This is a genomic window from Pseudoalteromonas sp. PB2-1, from assembly GCF_045040605.1.
GTDB lineage: Bacteria > Pseudomonadota > Gammaproteobacteria > Enterobacterales > Alteromonadaceae > Pseudoalteromonas > Pseudoalteromonas arabiensis.
This window is the reverse complement of record NZ_CP090667.1, coordinates 1,422,049-1,441,322: the sequence shown is the minus strand read 5'-3', so window position 1 is coordinate 1,441,322 and position 19,274 is coordinate 1,422,049. Positions and strand designations below refer to the sequence as shown.

19 protein-coding genes are annotated in these 19,274 nt (G+C 40.1%); 6 read left to right on the top strand and 13 right to left on the bottom strand.

Translation table 11 applies throughout. The features are described 5' to 3' along the window. Window positions 1–155 precede the first annotated feature (155 nt). Together L0Z67_RS06670 and L0Z67_RS06665 are read left to right on the top strand one after the other, a co-directional pair. Window positions 156–1,133 carry a tRNA-dihydrouridine synthase gene (locus L0Z67_RS06670; protein WP_405128613.1) on the top strand — a complete coding sequence of 326 codons (978 nt, stop codon included), beginning with the start codon at window positions 156–158 and terminating at the stop codon, window positions 1,131–1,133. A gap of 52 nt (window positions 1,134–1,185) precedes the next feature. Next, window positions 1,186–1,521: a TraR/DksA C4-type zinc finger protein gene (locus tag L0Z67_RS06665; protein ID WP_062570809.1), complete on the top strand. Its 336-nt coding sequence runs from the start codon at window positions 1,186–1,188 to the stop codon at window positions 1,519–1,521. Here L0Z67_RS06665 and L0Z67_RS06660 read toward each other — a convergent pair. The 10 genes from L0Z67_RS06660 to pyrC all read right to left on the bottom strand — a co-directional run bounded on the left by L0Z67_RS06660 (window position 1,518) and on the right by pyrC (window position 10,646). Then, window positions 1,518–2,543: a hypothetical protein gene (locus L0Z67_RS06660; protein ID WP_237115106.1), complete on the bottom strand. Its 1,026-nt coding sequence runs from the start codon at window positions 2,541–2,543 to the stop codon at window positions 1,518–1,520. The two genes, L0Z67_RS06665 and L0Z67_RS06660, sit on opposite strands and share 4 nt — an antisense overlap. Window positions 2,544–2,599: 56 nt before the next feature. After that, window positions 2,600–3,859: a tetratricopeptide repeat protein gene (locus tag L0Z67_RS06655; protein WP_062570718.1), complete on the bottom strand. Its 1,260-nt coding sequence runs from the start codon at window positions 3,857–3,859 to the stop codon at window positions 2,600–2,602. 11 nt (window positions 3,860–3,870) lie between these two features. Then, window positions 3,871–4,488, bottom strand: coding sequence for an energy transducer TonB (locus tag L0Z67_RS06650; RefSeq protein ID WP_062570717.1), 618 nt, complete (start codon window positions 4,486–4,488; stop codon window positions 3,871–3,873). Beyond that, the gene (locus L0Z67_RS06645) at window positions 4,488–4,892 is read right to left on the bottom strand and encodes a biopolymer transporter ExbD (protein WP_058585247.1); all 405 of its coding nucleotides are present in this window, start codon (window positions 4,890–4,892) and stop codon (window positions 4,488–4,490) included. Before L0Z67_RS06645 ends, L0Z67_RS06650 begins: the two co-directional genes overlap by 1 nt. A 14-nt stretch (window positions 4,893–4,906) precedes the next feature. Further along, window positions 4,907–5,431 carry a MotA/TolQ/ExbB proton channel family protein gene (locus tag L0Z67_RS06640; RefSeq protein ID WP_062570716.1) on the bottom strand — a complete coding sequence of 175 codons (525 nt, stop codon included), beginning with the start codon at window positions 5,429–5,431 and terminating at the stop codon, window positions 4,907–4,909. Then, a complete protein-coding gene (locus tag L0Z67_RS06635) occupies window positions 5,431–6,795 on the bottom strand; it encodes a MotA/TolQ/ExbB proton channel family protein (protein ID WP_062570715.1) in 1,365 nt (454 codons plus the stop codon). Before L0Z67_RS06635 ends, L0Z67_RS06640 begins: the two co-directional genes overlap by 1 nt. A 6-nt stretch (window positions 6,796–6,801) precedes the next feature. Further along, a complete protein-coding gene (locus L0Z67_RS06630; RefSeq protein ID WP_062570714.1) occupies window positions 6,802–7,572 on the bottom strand; it encodes a DUF3450 domain-containing protein in 771 nt (256 codons plus the stop codon). A 473-nt stretch (window positions 7,573–8,045) separates the two neighbouring features. Beyond that, window positions 8,046–8,660 (bottom strand): response regulator transcription factor, encoded by a 615-nt coding sequence (locus tag L0Z67_RS06625; protein ID WP_062570713.1) that lies wholly within the window; start codon window positions 8,658–8,660, stop codon window positions 8,046–8,048. A gap of 395 nt (window positions 8,661–9,055) precedes the next feature. Next, window positions 9,056–9,265, bottom strand: coding sequence for a cold-shock protein (locus tag L0Z67_RS06620; RefSeq protein ID WP_036967526.1), 210 nt, complete (start codon window positions 9,263–9,265; stop codon window positions 9,056–9,058). A gap of 334 nt (window positions 9,266–9,599) precedes the next feature. Then, window positions 9,600–10,646 (bottom strand): dihydroorotase, encoded by a 1,047-nt coding sequence (gene pyrC, locus L0Z67_RS06615; RefSeq protein WP_062570712.1) that lies wholly within the window; start codon window positions 10,644–10,646, stop codon window positions 9,600–9,602. Window positions 10,647–10,837: 191 nt separating this feature from the next. Here pyrC and L0Z67_RS06610 point away from each other — a divergent pair, with 191 nt between their 5' ends. Beyond that, window positions 10,838–13,207, top strand: coding sequence for an EAL domain-containing protein (locus L0Z67_RS06610; protein ID WP_062570711.1), 2,370 nt, complete (start codon window positions 10,838–10,840; stop codon window positions 13,205–13,207). A gap of 37 nt (window positions 13,208–13,244) precedes the next feature. On the opposite strand, the gene metE is transcribed toward L0Z67_RS06610, so the two are convergent. Further along, a complete protein-coding gene (gene metE / locus L0Z67_RS06605) occupies window positions 13,245–15,518 on the bottom strand; it encodes a 5-methyltetrahydropteroyltriglutamate--homocysteine S-methyltransferase (RefSeq protein WP_405128612.1) in 2,274 nt (757 codons plus the stop codon). Window positions 15,519–15,805: 287 nt separating this feature from the next. Between metE and L0Z67_RS06600 the strand changes: the two genes are divergently transcribed. Further along, entirely contained in the window at window positions 15,806–16,693 is an 888-nt protein-coding gene (locus L0Z67_RS06600) for a LysR substrate-binding domain-containing protein (RefSeq protein ID WP_062570709.1), read from the top strand. Window positions 16,694–16,813: 120 nt separating this feature from the next. On the opposite strand, the gene L0Z67_RS06595 is transcribed toward L0Z67_RS06600, so the two are convergent. Continuing rightward, window positions 16,814–17,566 (bottom strand): Nif3-like dinuclear metal center hexameric protein, encoded by a 753-nt coding sequence (locus tag L0Z67_RS06595; protein ID WP_062570708.1) that lies wholly within the window; start codon window positions 17,564–17,566, stop codon window positions 16,814–16,816. A gap of 149 nt (window positions 17,567–17,715) precedes the next feature. Between L0Z67_RS06595 and L0Z67_RS06590 the strand changes: the two genes are divergently transcribed. Next, complete coding sequence (locus L0Z67_RS06590; protein ID WP_062570707.1) at window positions 17,716–18,093, top strand: hypothetical protein; 378 nt, start codon at window positions 17,716–17,718, stop codon at window positions 18,091–18,093. A gap of 30 nt (window positions 18,094–18,123) precedes the next feature. On the opposite strand, the gene L0Z67_RS06585 is transcribed toward L0Z67_RS06590, so the two are convergent. Further along, on the bottom strand, window positions 18,124–18,600 hold the full coding sequence (locus L0Z67_RS06585) for an HPP family protein (protein WP_062570706.1): 477 nt from the start codon (window positions 18,598–18,600) through the stop codon (window positions 18,124–18,126). A gap of 100 nt (window positions 18,601–18,700) precedes the next feature. Here L0Z67_RS06585 and L0Z67_RS06580 point away from each other — a divergent pair, with 100 nt between their 5' ends. Then, window positions 18,701–19,243 (top strand): TetR/AcrR family transcriptional regulator, encoded by a 543-nt coding sequence (locus tag L0Z67_RS06580; RefSeq protein ID WP_405128611.1) that lies wholly within the window; start codon window positions 18,701–18,703, stop codon window positions 19,241–19,243. Window positions 19,244–19,274: the final 31 nt, after the last annotated feature.

Below are 19,274 nucleotides of genomic sequence, written 5' to 3'. Positions count from 1 at the left end.
TTTTTCATAACGGTTATTAGATTAGACCCGACAAATAAAAATTACTTTCATACTTTTCTAATTTAATCGACATTCTACAAATACAAATTACGATTTATCATAGTGGCAATAACAGGTAGAATACGCATCCATTTTTTGTTAAGTAAAATTTATCCATGCAATTAGTTTTAGCACCGATGGAAGGCGTTGTCGATTTTAAGATGCGACAACTCCTAACAAACTTAGGTGGATTCGATTTATGCGTCACAGAGTTTGTACGTGTCGTTGACGCAACACTACCAGAGCGTGTATTTCATCGCTACTGCCCTGAGCTAAAAACAGGTGGTTATACACGTGCTGGCACACCGGTCAGAATTCAACTATTGGGGCAAGTCGCGAATGCTTTAGCTGATAATGCAGTCAAAGCGATCCGCCTTGGCTCGCACGGGATAGACTTAAACTTTGGATGTCCGGCAAAAACGGTAAATAAAAGTAAAGGCGGCGCGGTACTTTTAAAAGATCCTGAGCACATGCATAACATTATTAAAGCGGTTAGAGAGGCCGTCGATCCTGCTCATCAGGTGAGTGCCAAAATAAGGCTAGGCTTTGATGATGATAGCAATAGCCAAGAAATTGTTGATGCCGTTGTGAGCGCGGGCGCCTCAAGCTTAGCTATTCACGCAAGAACCAAACGAGATGGCTATAACCCGCCTGCCTATTGGGAGAAAATCCCACCTTTAATAAAAGGTAAAGCAATTTCGGTTGTCGCCAATGGCGAAATTTGGCAGATTGAAGATGCTCTCTTATGTCAAACCAGAAGTCAGTGTAATGATTTAATGATAGGCCGTGGCGCATTGGCTATGCCTGACTTGGCAAAGCAAATTAAAGCCCATGTGAATGGTGAAACCTATACTCCAATGCAATGGGAGCATGTTATTTACCATATTATTCACTCTTCCATGCACCAAGATGAGAGCAAATGTGAAAAATATTTTGCTTCACGTACTAAGCAATGGCTAGGTTACTTGAAACGTCAGTACCCACAAGCAAATGCCCTTTTTGATGAAATTAGACGCTTAAAAGCCAAGGATGAAGTCGCTGATGTACTAAGAAAGTATGCCAAAGCGCCGAGTATTGATACAAATCATAATTAACGAACGCATTTTGTTTGATAATGCCAGTATTGCCCACTTGGAAGATACCGCGATGAACAATACTGAAATACAAACAAAGCTATCTGCTGAACTTGCGCAGGTAAGACAACGTTTACTTGATATGCTGGCAGATTCTGATCAAGGCTATCATCAGCAACTGCTATCGCAACTCAAGGATACCCCTCCCTCAGATTGGCTTGAACTTACAGCAAATAACTTAGGACCTGAATATCAGATACTCATCTCACGACTGGAAAAATTAGAAGCCGCCTTGTGTCAAATAGACATTGGTCAATATGGCTATTGCTGTGATTGTGAGGAAAAAATTGATGATGAGCGATTACTTACTGATCCTGCCACTCAACGCTGCAGACGCTGCGCTCCTTAGAGCGCGGTGCCTTCTTCTTTACTTACGAAAATAAAGCTCATACCCGGATATAATACAATATCCTCAATCAGCCACTCAGCTTGTGCTTGCTCGACACCTAAACGCTTCATTAAATTCACGCGCGCTTGCTGCTCACTCCACGTGTGATAATGAATGCCCAGATCTGTTTCCATCATTACCTGCCAAAAGTACTGCTCAGCGAGAGTTAGTTCGCGTTTACTTTGTCGCGGGTCGACAAATTCTAACTGCCAGTCAAGACCGTTATGTTGATGATTATCTGAAAAATAATTCATGACTAATGGCGTCGAATGCGAGTCTGACACTGGTAACACAAAATCAGTACTTACCTGTTGTTTGAGTGACATTTGTATCTCACTAAGCCAATTTAATGGAGCTTTAGTCTCACCACTAAAATAGTTCAATTTACTTTGATACCAATCTTTACCATTTGCTAAGCCAACTAAACCAAGTTTGCTGCGCGGCTGATATTGAGTTAAGTATTGATCCAGCTTATTTAGCGCGGTTTGTACACTCTCATCATTATTACCAAGATGAGATTTTACCATTTCATGTAAAAACTTTAATTCGATTTTATTAAGCTTTAGATTACTTTGTTCTGCTGTAATAAGCTGGGTTTCTACAAGCTCTAACCAACTAGCTAATGACTGCGCTGAGTAATCACCTTGCGAGCTAGCTTGACTCACAACATCCCGTTGCACAGGCCATACAAAATAACGCTCAGGATATCGCTCAGCAATGATTAAATAGTTTAATTGGGCCTGCTGCGATTCGTTTAATTGGGTGTTTTTTAAACCTTGATAAGCAAGATGACGCGCTTCTAAATAGTGCTCAGAAAAAGGCCAAACACTTGCTTTTGAGGAGTTTGCTGTGTTCAGTAATAAATAATTAATATTACGAAGTTCTTGTTGCCCTTCTTGAAACGTGTGGAATTTTGTAGATTGCTCAGAGCAAGCTACCAACATTACACTCGCAACAAGTAACAATACGATCTGTCTTAGCATTTTAAAATTCCATAAAAAAAGCCCCAGAGGGGCTTTTTAGTTTAAAACAACATCAATTAGATTTTTACACCGTTACGAGCGGCTTTATCTTTGATGAAAGTTGACCAGCTCTTCGCGAATTTACGCGTGCGCGGATCATCCATTGCTTTAACAATAGCGTTGTAAGCTTGCTTGTACTTTTCTTGGTAGTAGTAAGCTTCAGCTAAGTCAGAGTAGATTGTTCCTTTTTTATCAGAACCTAACTCTAATGCCTTATTCAAACGAATAACGGCTGCACTATAATTTTGCGACTGTAAAAGTAACGAACCAGCTTTGCGGTAAAGCTCTGCATCGTCGTCAAATTTAGCTGCTTCTTCATAGTATTTAGCTGCTTTTTCAATATCTTTTGAACGGTGGTAATTTGACGCCACAGCACTGATATTTTGCTTAGTACGTTTAACTTTTTCTTCATTAATTGCCTTTTCAAGCACCACAGCTGCTTTATAAGGAATTTCTGTTAACGAATAAAAGTTTGAAAGTACTTTGTATTCGACTTCATTTTCAAAATAGCCATTTTTATAGGCAACTTCCATGGTCGCTAGACCTTTTTGGAAGTCTTCGGTTTGTAGGTAATATTTACCTAAACCAACCCAAGCTTTTTTGTCTTCAGGCCAAACACGAACAATCTCTTCAGCTACACCAACCATATTTTTGTACTGTTTAAGTTCAAAATAGGCCGCTAACTTTAATTGGTAAGAAGCTTTAGCAGGTTCTTTTGCCAATTTGATTGCTTTGTCTGCAGCAGGAAGTACGTCTTTATACTGTTTTAACTCGTAATTTGCTTGCGCAATACGTGTATAAACTTTGTCGTCTTCCTCACCTGTGAAGTCCATCCAAGCATAATACGCATCTTTTGCTTTTGCGTATTGCTCAGTACCCGCGTACATATCACCTAGTAGCTTAAGACCTTGCTCTTGATCGGCAAAGTTTAAAACATCAGGCTTTACTGCCGCTGAAATATGCTTGATCGCTAGGTCGTATTGCTCTTTCTGAGCATACATTTGACCTAAGTAGCGGTCGACTGTTGCCTTATCGAATTCATCCGAAGGATCAATTTCTTTAAGAAGTGCAATCGCTTCATCAAGCTTTTCTTCATTGTACAAGTCAAACGCTTTAATAACTTTTTTACCAACGCGCTCACCCATCACTTTAGTTTTTGCTTTTTTACGCGCTTCAATTTTCGCGTAATCTGGCGCAGCTAAAGCCGGTGCAGTGAAAGCTGCACCCGATAGTGACATAAGAATTGCAAGTGCAGTTACTTTAGATAAATTTCTCATTACTCGCCTCCTTAATTGCCTTGGTTAAGTTTAAAGTCTAATTGTACTTGAAGACCAAATTGCTTTTGTGGTTTTCCGTCAATAACTTTAGGACGGTACTTCCACTTACGCAGTGCACGCTTAGCTTCGCGGTCGAAGATACGTTTAGGATCGGCATCGATTACCTCAACGTCTTCTACCCCACCCACTTCATTGATAGTGAATGAAAGTTGAACCCAACCTTCTTTACCATCACGCGCTGCTTGCGTTGGGTATTTTGGTTCAATACGAACGATAGGTGTCGCATCACCGTCACGTCCAAATGCACCTGGACCACTTAGGCCACCGGCCGTGCCACCCACATCGATACTTGGCATATTAAATGACAATGCACCAGTGTTAGGGTTGCTGTTTTCCGGCTGAGGCGGCTGCGGTTTAGGCGGCTGCTTTGGCGGTGGTGGAGGCGGAGGCGGAACACGCTTCCTCTCCTGCACCTTAGATTCAGGCGGATTCGTCATAATTTCGACTACGATCTGCTCTTTTTGTTCAGTCGCACGGTCAGCTCCACCGGAGATGAGGTACGCCATGAAGTAGAACAAGCCGAAAGTAACTGCCCCACCTGCAATCAGTGAAAACAGAAAACGAATCATTACTGATCTCCAGCTATTGAAATTCTTAGGTTATCACCCGTCGCTTTAATCTGGTCCATAACTTTAACCACTACGCCGTGTTTTGCTTCTTTATCAGCTTGCAAAATTACAACTTCTGTAGGTTGTTCTGCTAATAAACTTTCAATCTTTGCTGAAACACGTTCAACATCAACTTGTTGTTTATCAATCCAGATTGCACCGTCAGCACGAATAGCAACAAAAATGTTAGCATTTTTCTGCTTCGTAGCTTGGGCCGCTTTAGGTTTATTGACTTCGATACCAGCCTCTTTAACGAACGATGTAGTTACGATAAAGAAAATAAGCATGATAAATACGATGTCAAGCATTGGCGTCATATCAACCGCTGCTTCTTCTTCTTCACGAAAACGTTGTTTACGTGCCATATTTAATTCTCTCTCTAGTGATGAGGCATGCTATCTACAAGTTTAGCTTTCGCCATTCTCGCTCTTGCCTCAAGGCGTGAGCTGAAGAATACTCCAGATAGTGCCGCAACCATTCCAGCCATTGTTGGGATCGTTGCCATTGAAATACCTGATGCCATTAAACGTGCGTTACCAGTACCTTGGGTAGCCATGGTTTCGAAAACCGCGATCATACCCGTTACAGTACCTAATAAGCCGATTAAAGGACAAATAGCTACCAATGTCTTAATCAACAACATACGCTGATCTAATTTTTCAGACGCTTCAGAAATCCATGCTTCACGGATTCTGTGTGCGTACCAAGACGTAGTGTCTTGGCGGGCATCCCACTGAGCTACAATGTTCTTCGTCATACGAGGAAACTCAGCTAGTAGGAACCAATAGCGCTCAATCATTAAAACCCACATAAGAAAGAGTGCTATCGCGACCACGTATAAAACCTGGCCGCCTGTGCCAACAAAATCCCTGATAGATTCCCAGATCTCCATCAGGACTAGCATTAGGCTTTCTCCTTCTCCGCGTGAGCTGCGATGATACCAGCGCTTTGCTCATCAAGGACATGTAGAACCGACTTACTACGACCCGCAACAATTGAGTGAAGTAGAATAAGTGGTAGAGCTGCAATTAGACCTAACGCTGTAGTAACAAGTGCTAGAGAGATATTACCAGCCATGATCTTCGGATCACCTGTACCGAACAATGTGATTGTTTGGAACGTAAGGATCATACCGATTACCGTACCTAGTAGACCTAGTAATGGAGCGATTGCTGCCAAGATCTTGATGATGTTGATACCCGCTTCGATGCGAGGCGTTTCACGTAAGATTGCTTCGTCAAGTTTAAGCTCAAGGTTTTCAACGTCTTGATTCTTGTTGTCAGCATAAACCTTAAGAATACGACCCAGTGGGTTGTTTGTATTCGGCGTAGAAAGGTTTTTAAGCTGGCTCTTAATCTTAGTGCTAGTAAGCGCAAGATCAATGAAACGTACTACGAAGATTAGTAGACCAACAAGTAATAATACTGTGATGATGTAACCTACTTCAGCACCTTGCTCGTAGTATTCCATAAGCGATTTTTTCTGCGTGTTGATACGTAAGATTGCGCCGCGTGTAGGGTCAACAAATACGCCTGTGTAGTTATCAGCAGAAGTGTTTTCTAAATCAGAAATACCAGAAAGGATGTAGCTATCAGGTTGCTTACCTAGTGGTTGAATTGATTTAGTTTCTGGAGAGTAAATTAAATAACCGTCGTCAGTTACTAAGTTAAAGTTACCGATACGTGTTACTTTTTTCACTGTAGCTGAACCGTCAAGACCAGCAACTTCAGTTTCGAAAGTTGAAACTTTAGCTGATTCTGTCATTTCAGTTTGAAGTGCAATCCAAAGCTCTTCTAATTCACGAACAGTTGGTAGCTCTTTAGCTGCTGCAAGTGAACGAAGTACTTCAGCACGTCCTGGTTTTTCAGCAGAAACAAGTGATGCTTCGATAGTACCAATTGCATCTGCAGCTGAACGGCGTACAACACCGAACATTTCGCCCAACGTACCTTGTGCATTAAGAAGCTCTTGCTCTTTTTCTGCTAAAGTATTTTCGTTTTGCGCATATTCTTTAGATAAGCGGTCGCCACGTGCTTTTTCAGCAGCTAGCTCGCTTTTCGCTTTATTAAGTAACGCTTGCTTGTCAGCACGAGCTGAAAGGAACTCTTGTTCACGTTGCTTATTTAATTTACCTTCAGAGATACGTTCTTGCTTTACTTGCTCAAGAATTTTGTCTAAAGCACCAGTGTTTGCGTGTGCATTAAGCGCGGTACCTGCAGAAACAGATAGTACTGCTGCAACAGCAAAACCTTTAAATAGTTTCTTCATTATTGATTACTCCGCGCCAAAGATTGGTAGTTTAACAAGTTCTAATGTCGCTTGTTTACGCGCCATACGGATAACTTCTTTAACAGGTTTAAGGTATTCTTCACCTAATTCTTTCCACTGTTTTGTATTGTTATCCCACACCCACGCATGCTTAAGGTCAAAAGACTGAGCTACGTATGTGATACGACCTAAACGACCAAAGTCAACGTTGATGCTTTTGCCATCAACTTCAAGTGTACCTTGAGAAGCAGTTACTGCTGAGCTGTATGCAGCTTCAACTGTGTATGCTTCTAGCACTTGGCGGAATTTTTCAGATGTAGTCACTGACGCTGATGCCATGATGTCACGAAGTCTTTCAACACGTGCAAGACGGTTTTCAAGATTGAACGGAACGTCCGCTTTGATGAATTGCTCAAGCGTATCGATCATGCGATACATCAAAGGCACAACGTTTTGTTTCGTGTTATCGATTGTCGCGATTTGACGGTCAAACGATTCGATAGATGCGTTTTGGTCAGCGACCAAACGTGCTACGTGATCGTTGTACACTTTCATAAGCTCAGTTTCATCAACAATGCTACGGTACTCAGCGATTAGCTCTTGAGTTTGACCATAGATATTGTCAATTTTAGTTTGAGACTTAACAGCAGCCTTTTGAATTTGTTGACCTGCATCTTGCACATCTTTCAAAGGATCTGCAATCACATTGCTGCTTGCAAATGCAAATGCGCCAACCAACGCAGATGCTACAAGACTCTTTCTGATTTTAACAGACATAGTTCCCAACCAATTAAGTAATGTTACTTTTATAATTTAATTATCCTCCGAAGAGGACAACCCTGATATCTTTTAATAGATATCAACCCTCCAATAATGCTAAATGCATCTAGCTCTGTCAACTTGATGTTCGGGTTTCATCGGAAAAAATTGGTTACTCGTCGTTGAAGGGAAAATAGCCAAAACAACGAATTAACAAAAAAATAACAGAGGTGTTCGTAGTAAAGTTCTATAGCCCTTTACTGGTAAACATTGGGTCTTGTTTGTATTTTTACTTAAACATAAATGTAACATTTTGTAAAAACAGAAAAGGGCTGTTTAACTTGAAAAAAAAAATCTTTTAAATCGTCTAAAAAATCTCTTTTGAAGAATTTTTATGCACTCAGTGAGCAAAACTGGACAGCTTGCGAACAATATCAGGCTATCCACTTGGGTGGGTGTATTGATTAAACTTCATAATTTAGGTTGGATAGCTAAAAAATTGCGCGGTCTTTTACAAGCTTTGCTAATGAAATAATTGAGTCAACTTCAAGCTTTTCAAATATTTTTGCTTTATAAGTACTTACCGTTTTGTTGCTTATGAAAAGCTTTTCCCCTATATCTTTGTTCGACAATCCTTGCAATAGATAGTTCATGACAGCCAACTCTCGTTCTGTCAGTAGTTCATCGATATCTTTCTCAGAAGCAATTAGATGCTCTTGCGGGAAAAATGTATAACCTCGTAAAATCATTTCTACTGCAGCGGATATATCCTCAAGGCTTTCAGCCTTGTTTACAAACCCTTGAGCCCCCAATTTAGCAGCTGTGCGAATAATATGCTTATCGTGTTTTGCGGATAAAAAGAGCACTTTACCGGCAAAGCCATTACTTACAGCACGCTTGTAGAGGCTAAATCCATCTGAGTCTTCAAGTTCAATATCCAAAATTGCGAGTGCAATATTATTGGTTTTTAGAAACTGTAACGCTTCCTTTTGACTTGCAACAGCCTGAACTTCGTTTACGAGAGTTGATTTTGCTAGCACCATTTTAATTGCAGTAGCCACCATTGGGTGATCATCTACTAGCAAAATATCATTTCCTATGCTCATCAATTAGTAAACCTTCATTATAATTCATCAAACAACTGTCACTAAACTCAGATTTTTTCTGTTTTAAGTTTAACTAAGTTTAGCGGGTTATTTTACGATTGGTGAAATAAATGCAATCAAACGTAGAACGTTTCACGCATCGCACTATTATTCCCAATACAACAGTAAATGTATTTTTATAAAAACTGCCAATACAGCATATAATACTTTAATTATAGAAAGTAGGTTTTTAAGGAATAGTTAGCTAGTTACAGGATAAATACTGAGGAAAACTTACTTCAATAAGCCTTTAGGAGGAAATCTAATTCGGGACGTTTCTTTAGTCTTAAATGGAGAAGGAATTTTGGTGAAACAGAAACTGCCTCACCAAAATATATTCAGGTTCACATAATTACTTATGCTACTTCTACATTCTCAGCTTCAGGGCCTTTTTGACCTTGTTTGATGCCGAAAGATACTTGTTGGCCTTCGCTAAGCGTGCGGAAGCCTGTACCTGTAATAGCGCTGAAGTGTACAAATACATCAGGACCATTTTCTTGTTCAATGAAACCAAAGCCTTTAGCTTCGTTAAAGAACTTAACTTTACCAGTAACCGTGTTTGACATACTAAATTTTCCTGTAAGTCAATAATTAAAAATTCAGCCGTAATGGCTCTATCCTCCCTGAGTGAATGCCCAATAAACTTGGGGTAAAGTACAGGAAGAACCAATAACCAAACCGGTAACCGTACAAGCCGCACATTATCCGTAAATTCAATACGCAAAAACTCAAAGCAACTACAGACTAACACATTAATTTTATTTTAGCTCTATTAATCGAAAATTATTTTGAGGTCAACTGCCACAGCAAAAATATATGACGATAGTATTTATAAGCAATTAAAATATAATGAAAAAGCCCACTAAAAAAAGTGGGCTTTGAAGCAGGTTGCTTTATAAGCTACTTAACTAGCCAATCCATTTGCGCTTCGGCTTTGATTGGTACCACTTGTGAATCACCTAGCTTATAGCTTGCAGGCACCGTCCAACTTTCTCTTACTAGTGTAATGGTGTCTTTATTTCGCTCCAGCCCGTAAAAATCCGGACCAAAATGGCTCGCAAAGCCTTCAAGCTTGTCCAAAGCGCCCGCCTCTTCAAACGCTTCAGCATATAATTCAATGGCAGCATGAGCTGTATATGCGCCCGCACAGCCACACGCCGCTTCTTTTTTGTCTTTATAGTGCGGTGCAGAGTCTGTGCCTAAAAAGAATTTTTTACTTCCACTTGTAGCAGCTTCAATTAGCGCCTGCTGATGAATATTTCGCTTTAAAATTGGTAAGCAATAGTAATGTGGGCGGATACCACCGGCTAACATATGATTACGGTTATAAAGCAAATGATGCGCTGTAATTGTTGCAGCTACATTCTCAGGGGCATTGTTAACAAACTCGACAGCATCTTTTGTAGTGATATGTTCAAGAACAATTCTAAGTGTTGGAAAGTCAGTGACTACATCAGCTAAGATTGTTTCTAGAAATACTTTTTCACGGTCAAAAATATCAATTGATGAATCGGTTACTTCGCCATGTATAAGTAGCAACATGCCCACTTCTTGCATAGCTTCAAGCACCGGATAAATATTTTTAATAGAGGTCACACCTGAATCTGAGTTTGTTGTCGCGCCTGCAGGGTATAATTTAGCCGCAACAATTTTACCTGTCGCTTTGGCTTTTTTAATTTCTTCAGGGGTTGTTTTATCTGTAAGGTAAAGCACCATTAAAGGCTCAAAATTACCTTGCGGACCAGCGGCTTTAATTCGCTCATAATAAGATAATGCACTGTCTGTACAGGTTGCCGGAGGAACAAGATTAGGCATAATAATCGCACGCCCCATATAACGGCTAGCATCACGAACGGTATCGGTAAGTTGATCACCATCACGCAAGTGTATGTGCCAATCGTCTGGGCGAGTGATTGTTAAAGTTTGCATCGAATTTAAATCTGACATTGCTGGTTTCCACGGCTAAAGTTAGAGGGATAGCGTAAACTATGAGTAAATAACCTCGCTTATTTACTCAAGCGCATATTCAGGTGACTAGTTTACACCAGTTAAGGTTTTTTTTAAAAATAACTTTGTGGATATATAAATAGTAGGTTAAGTTAATAAATTAACAGCTAATTTGAGTCAGTTTTCTTTTTATGTCTAACAGGTTAGATACCGCTTTTGCACTTGAGGTCAAAACAGACCAACTACGTATAATAAATCAGTTTTCATCTTCATTGATGCAGCTTGATACACTTGAAGAATTACTGGATTACGTAACATCTCAGGTTGTAAAACGTCTTGGCTTTATTGAGTGTGTTATCTATTTAGCTGATGATGAAACACGTACATTAAAAGAAGTTGCTTCAATGGGAACAGCAAGTTCTTCAGATACCTACCACATAGACAGAACTGAAATCGATTTTGATCAAGGGATCACCGGTTATGTCGCATCGTCAGGACTCCCTCTAATGGTTGGCGATGTCACTCAAGATAGTCGTTATATAGCGGATGCCCGCCCTGCTCTTTCTGAGTTATGTGTGCCCCTTGTTTATAAAGAAAAGGTCTTAGGGGTGATTGATTGCGAGCACCCACAAAAACATTACTATACAGATGCACATTTAGAGGTGCTCTCAACTGTTGCTCATTTACTGAGTGCAAAAATAAATCAAGTTCGCACCGTTGAAAATTTACAACAAACAGTAAAACAGCTAAATGATGCTCAAAAGCTTGAAAATAGTATGTTGCAAATTGCAAATTTAACCTATCAATCAAGCGAGCTAGACAGCTTTTTTGAATCGCTCCACTGTATTATTACCTCTTTACTGCGAGCTGATAACTTCTTTATTGGCCTGTATGACAAACAACTAGATGTACTTGATTTAGTCTATATTATTGAAGAAGGTGTTCGTTCAAACGCACATAAAAAGATTTCCAAAGAATTACTCAAGGACACCGCCTCGTATTACCTTTTAACAACAGACCAGTCTCTGTTATTTAATAAAGAAGAATTTGCAAAGCATATAAAGGCAGGCCATTTTAAAATGGTCGGCAGACAAGCAGAATCTTGGCTCGGTGTGCCTTTTAAGGTTAATGAGCGTATCAGTGGCGTAATTGCAGTTCAAAGCTATAGTGAATATTACCATTACAGTGAACATGATCGTGCTCTTCTGACTTATGTAAGCCGACAAATAAGTATGGCAATTGACCGTCAACTTTCGCGCCAAGAACTGGAACATAAAGCGCTGCACGACGAGCTCACAGGCTTGGCAAACCGCTCATTACTTATCGAACGAGTTAAACACGGGATCTTACGCTTGGCTCGTTCTGATGAACAAAGTCAACATGCCCTACTTTATTTAGACTTCGATCGCTTTAAGAGTATTAACGATTCGCTCGGTCATGAGGTTGGCGATCATTTTTTAGTCAAAATTTGTGAGCTAATACAAGGAACAATTAGAAATACAGATACATTCGCACGCTTGGGTGGTGACGAATTTGCTATTTTTATGGAAAACATCACTGACAAACAACAAATTGATGATGCACTTGCACGTATCCAACTGGCACTTGCAGAGCCTCTCAATATCGATGGTCACCTATTGCAAGCTTCAACGAGTATCGGTGTTGCATTTTGTACAAGTGAAAAAGACAAGGCTTATAAGTTACTGCAACATGCTGATGCAGCTATGTACGAAGCAAAATCTTCAGGTCGCGGACAAGTCAAATTTTTCAATAACACAATGCGCAAAAAATTAAAGTCACATGCAGATATTGAAAATGATTTACAACATGGCATTGAGCATAACGACTTTGAACTTTACTACCAGCCTATTTTTACTATTCAAAGTAATGAAGTTGTTGGTTTTGAAGCGCTTGTTAGATGGCATCACCCTAGCAAAGGTTTAGTGGCCCCCAATGATTTTATTCCGATCGCTGAGGACACAGGGCAGATTATTAATCTTGATTTACACTTATTAGAACTTGCCGCAAAGCAGATATTCGCTTGGCATAAACAAGGAACACCTTTTTTACGTGTCACTGTCAATGTGTCATCTAGGCATTTTGCAAGCCTCGACTTTGTGAGTCAGATACATGACTTATATAAAAAGTATCAATTACCACTGGGCTCTTTATGTTTAGAAATAACAGAGTCAGGCTTAATTGGTAACCTAGAGTTGGCAACAAAAATAATAGAAGGCCTTGCTCCGCTTGAAGTCAAACTATGTTTAGATGATTTTGGTACAGGTTACTCTGCACTTGGTTATTTACATCAACTGCCGATTCATATTTTAAAAATTGATAAAAGCTTTATTGATCATTTAAGGAAAGAGCATAACCCACTTGTTGACGCTATTCTTTCATTAGCCCAATCATTAAAACTGGATGTAGTGGCAGAGGGAATTGAAACAGAGCAACAATTAAACATTTTAAAACAAACACAATGTAAGTTTGGCCAAGGCTTTTTAAAGGCCAAACCTATGCCAGCCAGTGAAGCTGAAAAAATAATTCTAAATGGTCTTTAAAGCCTAAGAGTTACTTAGGCTTAGTATGTTTATGAGGTTAGCCTAACTCTCGGCGTAACTCTTTAGCGGCAGTAACCATATTTTGTAATGCTAAGCGTGTTTCTTCCCAACCGCGGGTTTTTAGACCGCAGTCAGGGTTGACCCAGAGCCTCTCTACTGGCACTTTTTTAGCCGCTTTGTGAATTAAGTTCTTAATCCAAGCAATATCGGGGATATTTGGGCTGTGAATATCATACACCCCTGGCCCGATATCATTCGGATAATCAAAATCCTCAAATGCTTTTAATAGCTCCATATTTGAACGAGATGTTTCTATCGTGATGACATCTGCATCCATGTCTGCAATACCCGCTATGATGTCGTTAAACTCCGCATAACACATATGAGTATGAATTTGTGTTTCATCTGCCACTTTCGATGCACAAACACGAAATGCATAAGCAGCCCAGTCCAAGTACGATTGCCAGTCACTTGATTTTAATGGCATACCTTCTCTAAAAGCGGGCTCATCGATTTGAATTATCTTTATACCAGCTTGCTCTAAATCGACAACTTCATCACGAAGCGCTAATGCTATCTGCTTAGCAATGGTAGGTTTATCTAAATCATCACGGATAAATGACCAAAATAGAATAGTCACTGGACCCGTTAGCATGCCTTTCATTTTCTTCGTTGTTAGAGATTGTGCATAACGCGCCCATTCAACTGTCATAGATTGCTCTCTCGACACATCGCCCCAAATAATCGGGGGTTTTACACAACGCGTGCCATAACTTTGTACCCACCCAAATTGGGTGAATGCAAAGCCTTGCAAAAACTCCGCAAAGTACTCAACCATATCGTTACGCTCTGCCTCACCATGCACCAAAACATCGAGCTGTAACGCCTCTTGCTCTTCAACAGCATAGCGAATTTCTGCTTCCATCTGCTGACGATACTCAGCAGCAGGCAAAACCCCCGCTTTAAATTCTTTACGTGCTTTACGTATCGATTGAGTTTGCGGGAAAGATCCTATCGTGGTGGTCGGTAGTAAAGGTAGCCCAAGTGCGCTTTGCTGTTTGGCTATTCTAACTGAGAATGGACTAGACCGTTTAGCATCTTTGTTAGTTAGTGTACTCAGACGGTTTTGTACATCTTGATTATTAACTCTTGCTGATATTAAACGTTTCTTAACTGGCTCACTGTAATCATACAGCAACTGTGTTTGCCCTGTGTTAAGCGCATTACGCAATAGTTGTAACTCTTCGCCTTTTTGTTTGGCAAAAGCAAGCCACGATTTTATTTCACTATCTAATTGCTGCTCTTGGTCTAAATCGACAGGTGTATGAAGCAACGAACAAGATGGCGCAAGCCACAGGTTATCGCCTCTTTTTTTAGCTAACGCGTGCAATACAGAATACTTTTGCGTTAAATCACTGCGCCATATATTACGACCGTCAATAATACCCAGTGAAAGTACCTGTTGCTGTGTGATTAAGGTATCAAGCTTTGATATATCGTTATTTCCTGCAACACAATCAAAATGCACACCGTCTACAGGGTAATTAGCTATATCGGCAACATAATCATTTACTGAGTCAAAATAACTGGCAAGTAGTAACTTCACACCTTGTCCTGAAAGCGTCGCAAAACTTGTTTTAAGTGCTTTTCGCTGGCCATAGTTTAATTCTAAGGCAAGAACAGGCTCATCTATTTGAACCCACTCAACACCCAGCTTCGCAAGCTTAGCTAATACCTGTTGATAGACAGGTAAAAGCTTTTCTAGTAATGATAACGTATCAAACGGCTTTCCTGCAGGCTTAGCCAAATGTAAATAAGTCACAGGGCCAACCAACACAGGCTTCACCTTGTGGGCTAATTGATGAGCTTCTTGCACATGCTCAAATAGTTCAGTCCAAGTCAGTGCGAATGTTTGATCTTCCGATAACTCAGGAACAATATAGTGATAATTTGTATTAAACCATTTTGTCATCTCACTTGCCGCACATTGACATCCAGTAGGCGCTTGCCCTCTAGCAATTCTAAAAAGTGTATCTAAGTCAACGTTACCTTCCTCACTATAGTGGCGCTTTGGAATTGCTCCCACCAAAAGTGATGTATTCAAAACATGATCATACCAAGCAAAGTCACCTACAGGCAGTAAGTCAATACCGGCATTAGCTTGTAGTGCCCAGTTTTCTTGTCGAATAGACTTACCTCGTTCGAGTAATACTTGCTGGTTTATTTTTCCTGCCCAATAAGATTCTATTGCGAACTTTAACTCACGTTTCTTTCCTATTCGAGGAAAGCCTAAATTATGTAATTGTGCCATACCCATTCCATTTAGCTGTTTAGATGTCTAAAACATTAGCGATGAGATAAACCTAATTCAACTGATGCTTTCTCAGTTTCAACTTGAGGTAATTTCATGGATTTAAAAAATAATTTAAGTAAAATATAAATGACAACGCTGTCAATTTGATTAATAAAAGTATATTGTAAATATGAGGTAAAATTCCTCTGAAACTTTAGACGTCTAGACGTTGAAAAAACATAATTGTAGGCGTACTATGTCCATAATCTGAGTTTGACTCACATTTTTCATGAGATTTTTTAAAGATGATCGATATTAAACACTTAAAAACCATAGCAACCCTTAAAGAAACAGGATCTTTGGTCAATACAGCCCGAGAGTTGTTTCTAACGCAATCGGCTTTATCGCATCAAATTAAAGATCTTGAGAATAAATTAGACTGTCAACTTTTCGAGCGTAAAACGCAGCCTGTGCGCTTCACGCCACAAGGTATGCTGTTACTGGAGTTAGCAAACGAAGTTTTACCGCGTGTTGAAGCGACAAAATGCCGTTTAAAAGAAAGCCTTAATCAGCCAATTTCAAACCTGCGCTTAAGTGTCGAATGCCATGCTTGCTTTCACTGGCTATTACCGACTATAAAAGAGTTCAACAACTTTTGGCCAGATATTAAAGTCGATTATGAAAGAGGCTTTAGTTATGACGCTATTCCTGATCTAATCAATGATGAACTGGACTTAGTACTCACCTCTGATATCCGTGAGCCAGACAAATTAGAATACGCACACTTATTCGACTTTAAGTTAAAACTGATTGTTTCACCTGATCATGAACTGGCCAAAAAAGCCTATGTCACCGCACTGGATTTAAAAAACGAAACGATAATTTCTTACCCCATTCCACGTGAACGCCAAGATATCTTTAAACATTTTATCCAAAATGCACGATTCGATGGCACGCTGAAAACGGTTGACCAAGGCTTATTGATTTTCCAGTTGGTGAGTGCTGGTATGGGGGTTGCGGCTTTGCCCGATTGGTTAGTGACCCCTTATGAAAGCCAAGGGCTTATTAAATCGATTCCGTTAGGTGCGTTAGGGTTAACACGCCCGATGTATTTAGCAATGAAAAAAAATATGAAAGATAACCCTGTTTATCGCCACTTTTTAAATACCTGTAAACAAAATAACGGCCGTTAATAAAAGCTCATGTAACTGACATGGTTACATGGGCTTTTATGCTCCCTTGCTGGTTCAGTCCATTGGCCCGTGAAATATGCGCCACTGCTTTGATGCAAAGGCGCAGTAGTCTCCATAGAATCAGACAGGGTTATCGATATCAATAAAGGTGACATCAAAACCATGCTGCTCAGCTAATAACTCACCCAGAGCTTTAATGCCATAGCGCTCTGTCGCATGGTGACCTGCTGCAAAAAAATCGATACCTTGTTCACGTGAGCTGTGAATCGTTTGTTCAGATGCTTCACCTGTCAAATAAGCATCAATATCCTGCGAGGCAGCTAAATCAATATACCCTTGCCCACCACCAGTACACCAAGCAATAGTGTCAATTTTCTCTTCTCTAACTAAGCTTGTTAACGGTGCGCGATTGAGTACTTGGGCAATTTTGTCGGCAAATTCTTCACCCGTTAATGGTGTTTTTAAACGCCCTTTTACTGGCACACTATTAGGACCGGATTCAAGCCCAGCAGTAAACTCAATATCGAGTAACTTTGCCAATTGCGCGTTATTACCAATGTCGGGGTGTATATCTAGCGGCAAATGATAGCCATATAAATTAATATCATTCTTTAAAAGCGCTGCAATACGGCGTTTTTTCATACCCGTAATTGACTGCGACTCCCCTTTCCAAAAGTAGCCGTGATGTACCAAAATTGTATCTGCATTTTCGGCTATCGCTGCATCAATCAATGCTTGGCTTGCTGTTACACCCGTTACTATTTTTTTTACCTCGCTCGCGCCTTCAACTTGTAAACCGTTGGGGCAGAAATCAGCGATTAATTCAGGCTTAAGAATGTCATTTAGTAATTGAGTAAATTGTTTGCGTTGCATATAAAACCGTTCTCCAACCCTCTATTTTGTGCAAATTTTGGCGGTTATGAGCGAAAAATGGAAGGAAAATCGCAAAAAATTGAAAAGTAAGCTGAAAATAGGTATAAATATATATTCTTAATCTGTGTTTACAACGTATAGGGTCTCTGATGAGCAAACTAGACAAAACAGAAGTGTTAAATGCCTTCGAAGCAGCATACGAAGCAGCGAATGGTAAGAAACCTGAAATTACTACAAAACCTGGTTGGTATAGCATCGATGGTGGCAAAAACTTGCGCCTAGCCGATGTTGCAGCGCTGACTGAAGAGCTTACTTCTGGTAAAACAGCTGAGCCTAAGGCAGAAGAAGCACCAAAAGCCCCAGCGAAAAAAACCAAAACTAAAACCGCTGCGCCAGCTAAAACAGCAAAAAAAGCATCATTCACTGTTGTTAAAGCAAACGATGATGGTTACAAAGCTGAAGAACTTTGGATCGTTAACCTAGCTGAAAAAGACCACGATTGTCGTTTACCACGTGGTGTTGTGTAATTTACTTACACTTAATAATTTTAAAAACCACTACTCGTTAGTGGTTTTTTTATATTCATCCAGCTGAATATTTAATAGCCATTGACTAAAATAACCAAATAGCACAATAAAAATAGTGCCAATCAATACAGGCATTACTAAGAAATCCCAACTTTGCAAAGATTGCATAATCAAAATTGGATTTGCCCCTGCCGCGGGATGTATTGTGTCTGTCAACATCATGAGACTGATTGCCAGCCCTGTGGCGATAGCAATTTCAACAGGCCCTACACCGACATAATTTACAAATACAACGCCAATTAATGCAGTCAAAAGGTGCCCTCCGATGACATTTTTCGCTTTCGCAAGCGGGCTGTGTGGTACACCAAATACCAACACCGCAGTTGCACCAAATGGTGCCATCAACCAAATACCGTAATTTCCTAATTGCTGTAAATAGGCCAACACAAAAATTGCCATACAAGCAATTACACCTGCGATAGCCGCTTTACTCACCTTATTTTCCATAACGCCTCCTAAAAGTAGACCGATTTGTCTACTCGGCAAATGGTAGACAAGTCGGTCTACTTCTGTCAAGCTATCATTAGTCGCCAATTGAGATCTTGTTATGGATAAACGAACACATATTATTTTGACCGCCCTGTCACTTTTTTATCAAAAAGGCATTCATAGTGTGGGAATAAACGAGATTATTAGTGTCGCGGGTGTCGCTAAAAAAACCATGTACCACCATTTCGTAAGTAAAGATGAACTATTACTAGCGTGCCTTAGTGAGCGACATAACAGGTTTTTAAATTGGTTAACGCAAGCCACCAGCAAGCAAACAACTATTGAAGAATTTAAAGTCGCTTTGATCAGCTGCCATGAAGCGTGGTTTAATTCTGAGGTGACTGAATTAGGTGATTTTAATGGCTGTTTATTTATTAACACTGCAGCCGAATTTGCTGATCCTGCCAACCCAATTAATCAAGCCTGCAAAGAGCATAAAATGGCAGTGCAGCAGTTAATAAAACAGCGTTTATCAGCGTGTAATAACATGGAAAGTTCGCAGTTGGGCTCGTACAGCCACTATTTGATGACGCTCATTGAGGGTATGATCTGCCAAGCAAAACTGGTAGGAATTAAACAGTTTCCTCATTTAAAACAATGAATAAACAATAAAAAAAGCGGCACTATGGCCG

Bases quoted from the DNA above. Each gene is read 5' to 3' on its own strand.
- L0Z67_RS06670 (WP_405128613.1), top strand. From the start codon at position 156: ATGCAATTAGTTTTAGCACCGATGGAAGGCGTTGTCGATTTTAAGATG.
- L0Z67_RS06665 (WP_062570809.1), top strand. From the start codon at position 1,186: ATGAACAATACTGAAATACAAACAAAGCTATCTGCTGAACTTGCGCAG.
- L0Z67_RS06660 (WP_237115106.1), bottom strand. From the start codon at position 2,543: ATGCTAAGACAGATCGTATTGTTACTTGTTGCGAGTGTAATGTTGGTA.
- L0Z67_RS06655 (WP_062570718.1), bottom strand. From the start codon at position 3,859: ATGAGAAATTTATCTAAAGTAACTGCACTTGCAATTCTTATGTCACTA.
- L0Z67_RS06650 (WP_062570717.1), bottom strand. From the start codon at position 4,488: ATGATTCGTTTTCTGTTTTCACTGATTGCAGGTGGGGCAGTTACTTTC.
- L0Z67_RS06645 (WP_058585247.1), bottom strand. From the start codon at position 4,892: ATGGCACGTAAACAACGTTTTCGTGAAGAAGAAGAAGCAGCGGTTGAT.
- L0Z67_RS06640 (WP_062570716.1), bottom strand. From the start codon at position 5,431: ATGCTAGTCCTGATGGAGATCTGGGAATCTATCAGGGATTTTGTTGGC.
- L0Z67_RS06635 (WP_062570715.1), bottom strand. From the start codon at position 6,795: ATGAAGAAACTATTTAAAGGTTTTGCTGTTGCAGCAGTACTATCTGTT.
- L0Z67_RS06630 (WP_062570714.1), bottom strand. From the start codon at position 7,572: ATGTCTGTTAAAATCAGAAAGAGTCTTGTAGCATCTGCGTTGGTTGGC.
- L0Z67_RS06625 (WP_062570713.1), bottom strand. From the start codon at position 8,660: ATGAGCATAGGAAATGATATTTTGCTAGTAGATGATCACCCAATGGTG.
- L0Z67_RS06620 (WP_036967526.1), bottom strand. From the start codon at position 9,265: ATGTCAAACACGGTTACTGGTAAAGTTAAGTTCTTTAACGAAGCTAAA.
- pyrC (WP_062570712.1), bottom strand. From the start codon at position 10,646: ATGTCAGATTTAAATTCGATGCAAACTTTAACAATCACTCGCCCAGAC.
- L0Z67_RS06610 (WP_062570711.1), top strand. From the start codon at position 10,838: ATGTCTAACAGGTTAGATACCGCTTTTGCACTTGAGGTCAAAACAGAC.
- metE (WP_405128612.1), bottom strand. From the start codon at position 15,518: ATGGCACAATTACATAATTTAGGCTTTCCTCGAATAGGAAAGAAACGT.
- L0Z67_RS06600 (WP_062570709.1), top strand. From the start codon at position 15,806: ATGATCGATATTAAACACTTAAAAACCATAGCAACCCTTAAAGAAACA.
- L0Z67_RS06595 (WP_062570708.1), bottom strand. From the start codon at position 17,566: ATGCAACGCAAACAATTTACTCAATTACTAAATGACATTCTTAAGCCT.
- L0Z67_RS06590 (WP_062570707.1), top strand. From the start codon at position 17,716: ATGAGCAAACTAGACAAAACAGAAGTGTTAAATGCCTTCGAAGCAGCA.
- L0Z67_RS06585 (WP_062570706.1), bottom strand. From the start codon at position 18,600: ATGGAAAATAAGGTGAGTAAAGCGGCTATCGCAGGTGTAATTGCTTGT.
- L0Z67_RS06580 (WP_405128611.1), top strand. From the start codon at position 18,701: ATGGATAAACGAACACATATTATTTTGACCGCCCTGTCACTTTTTTAT.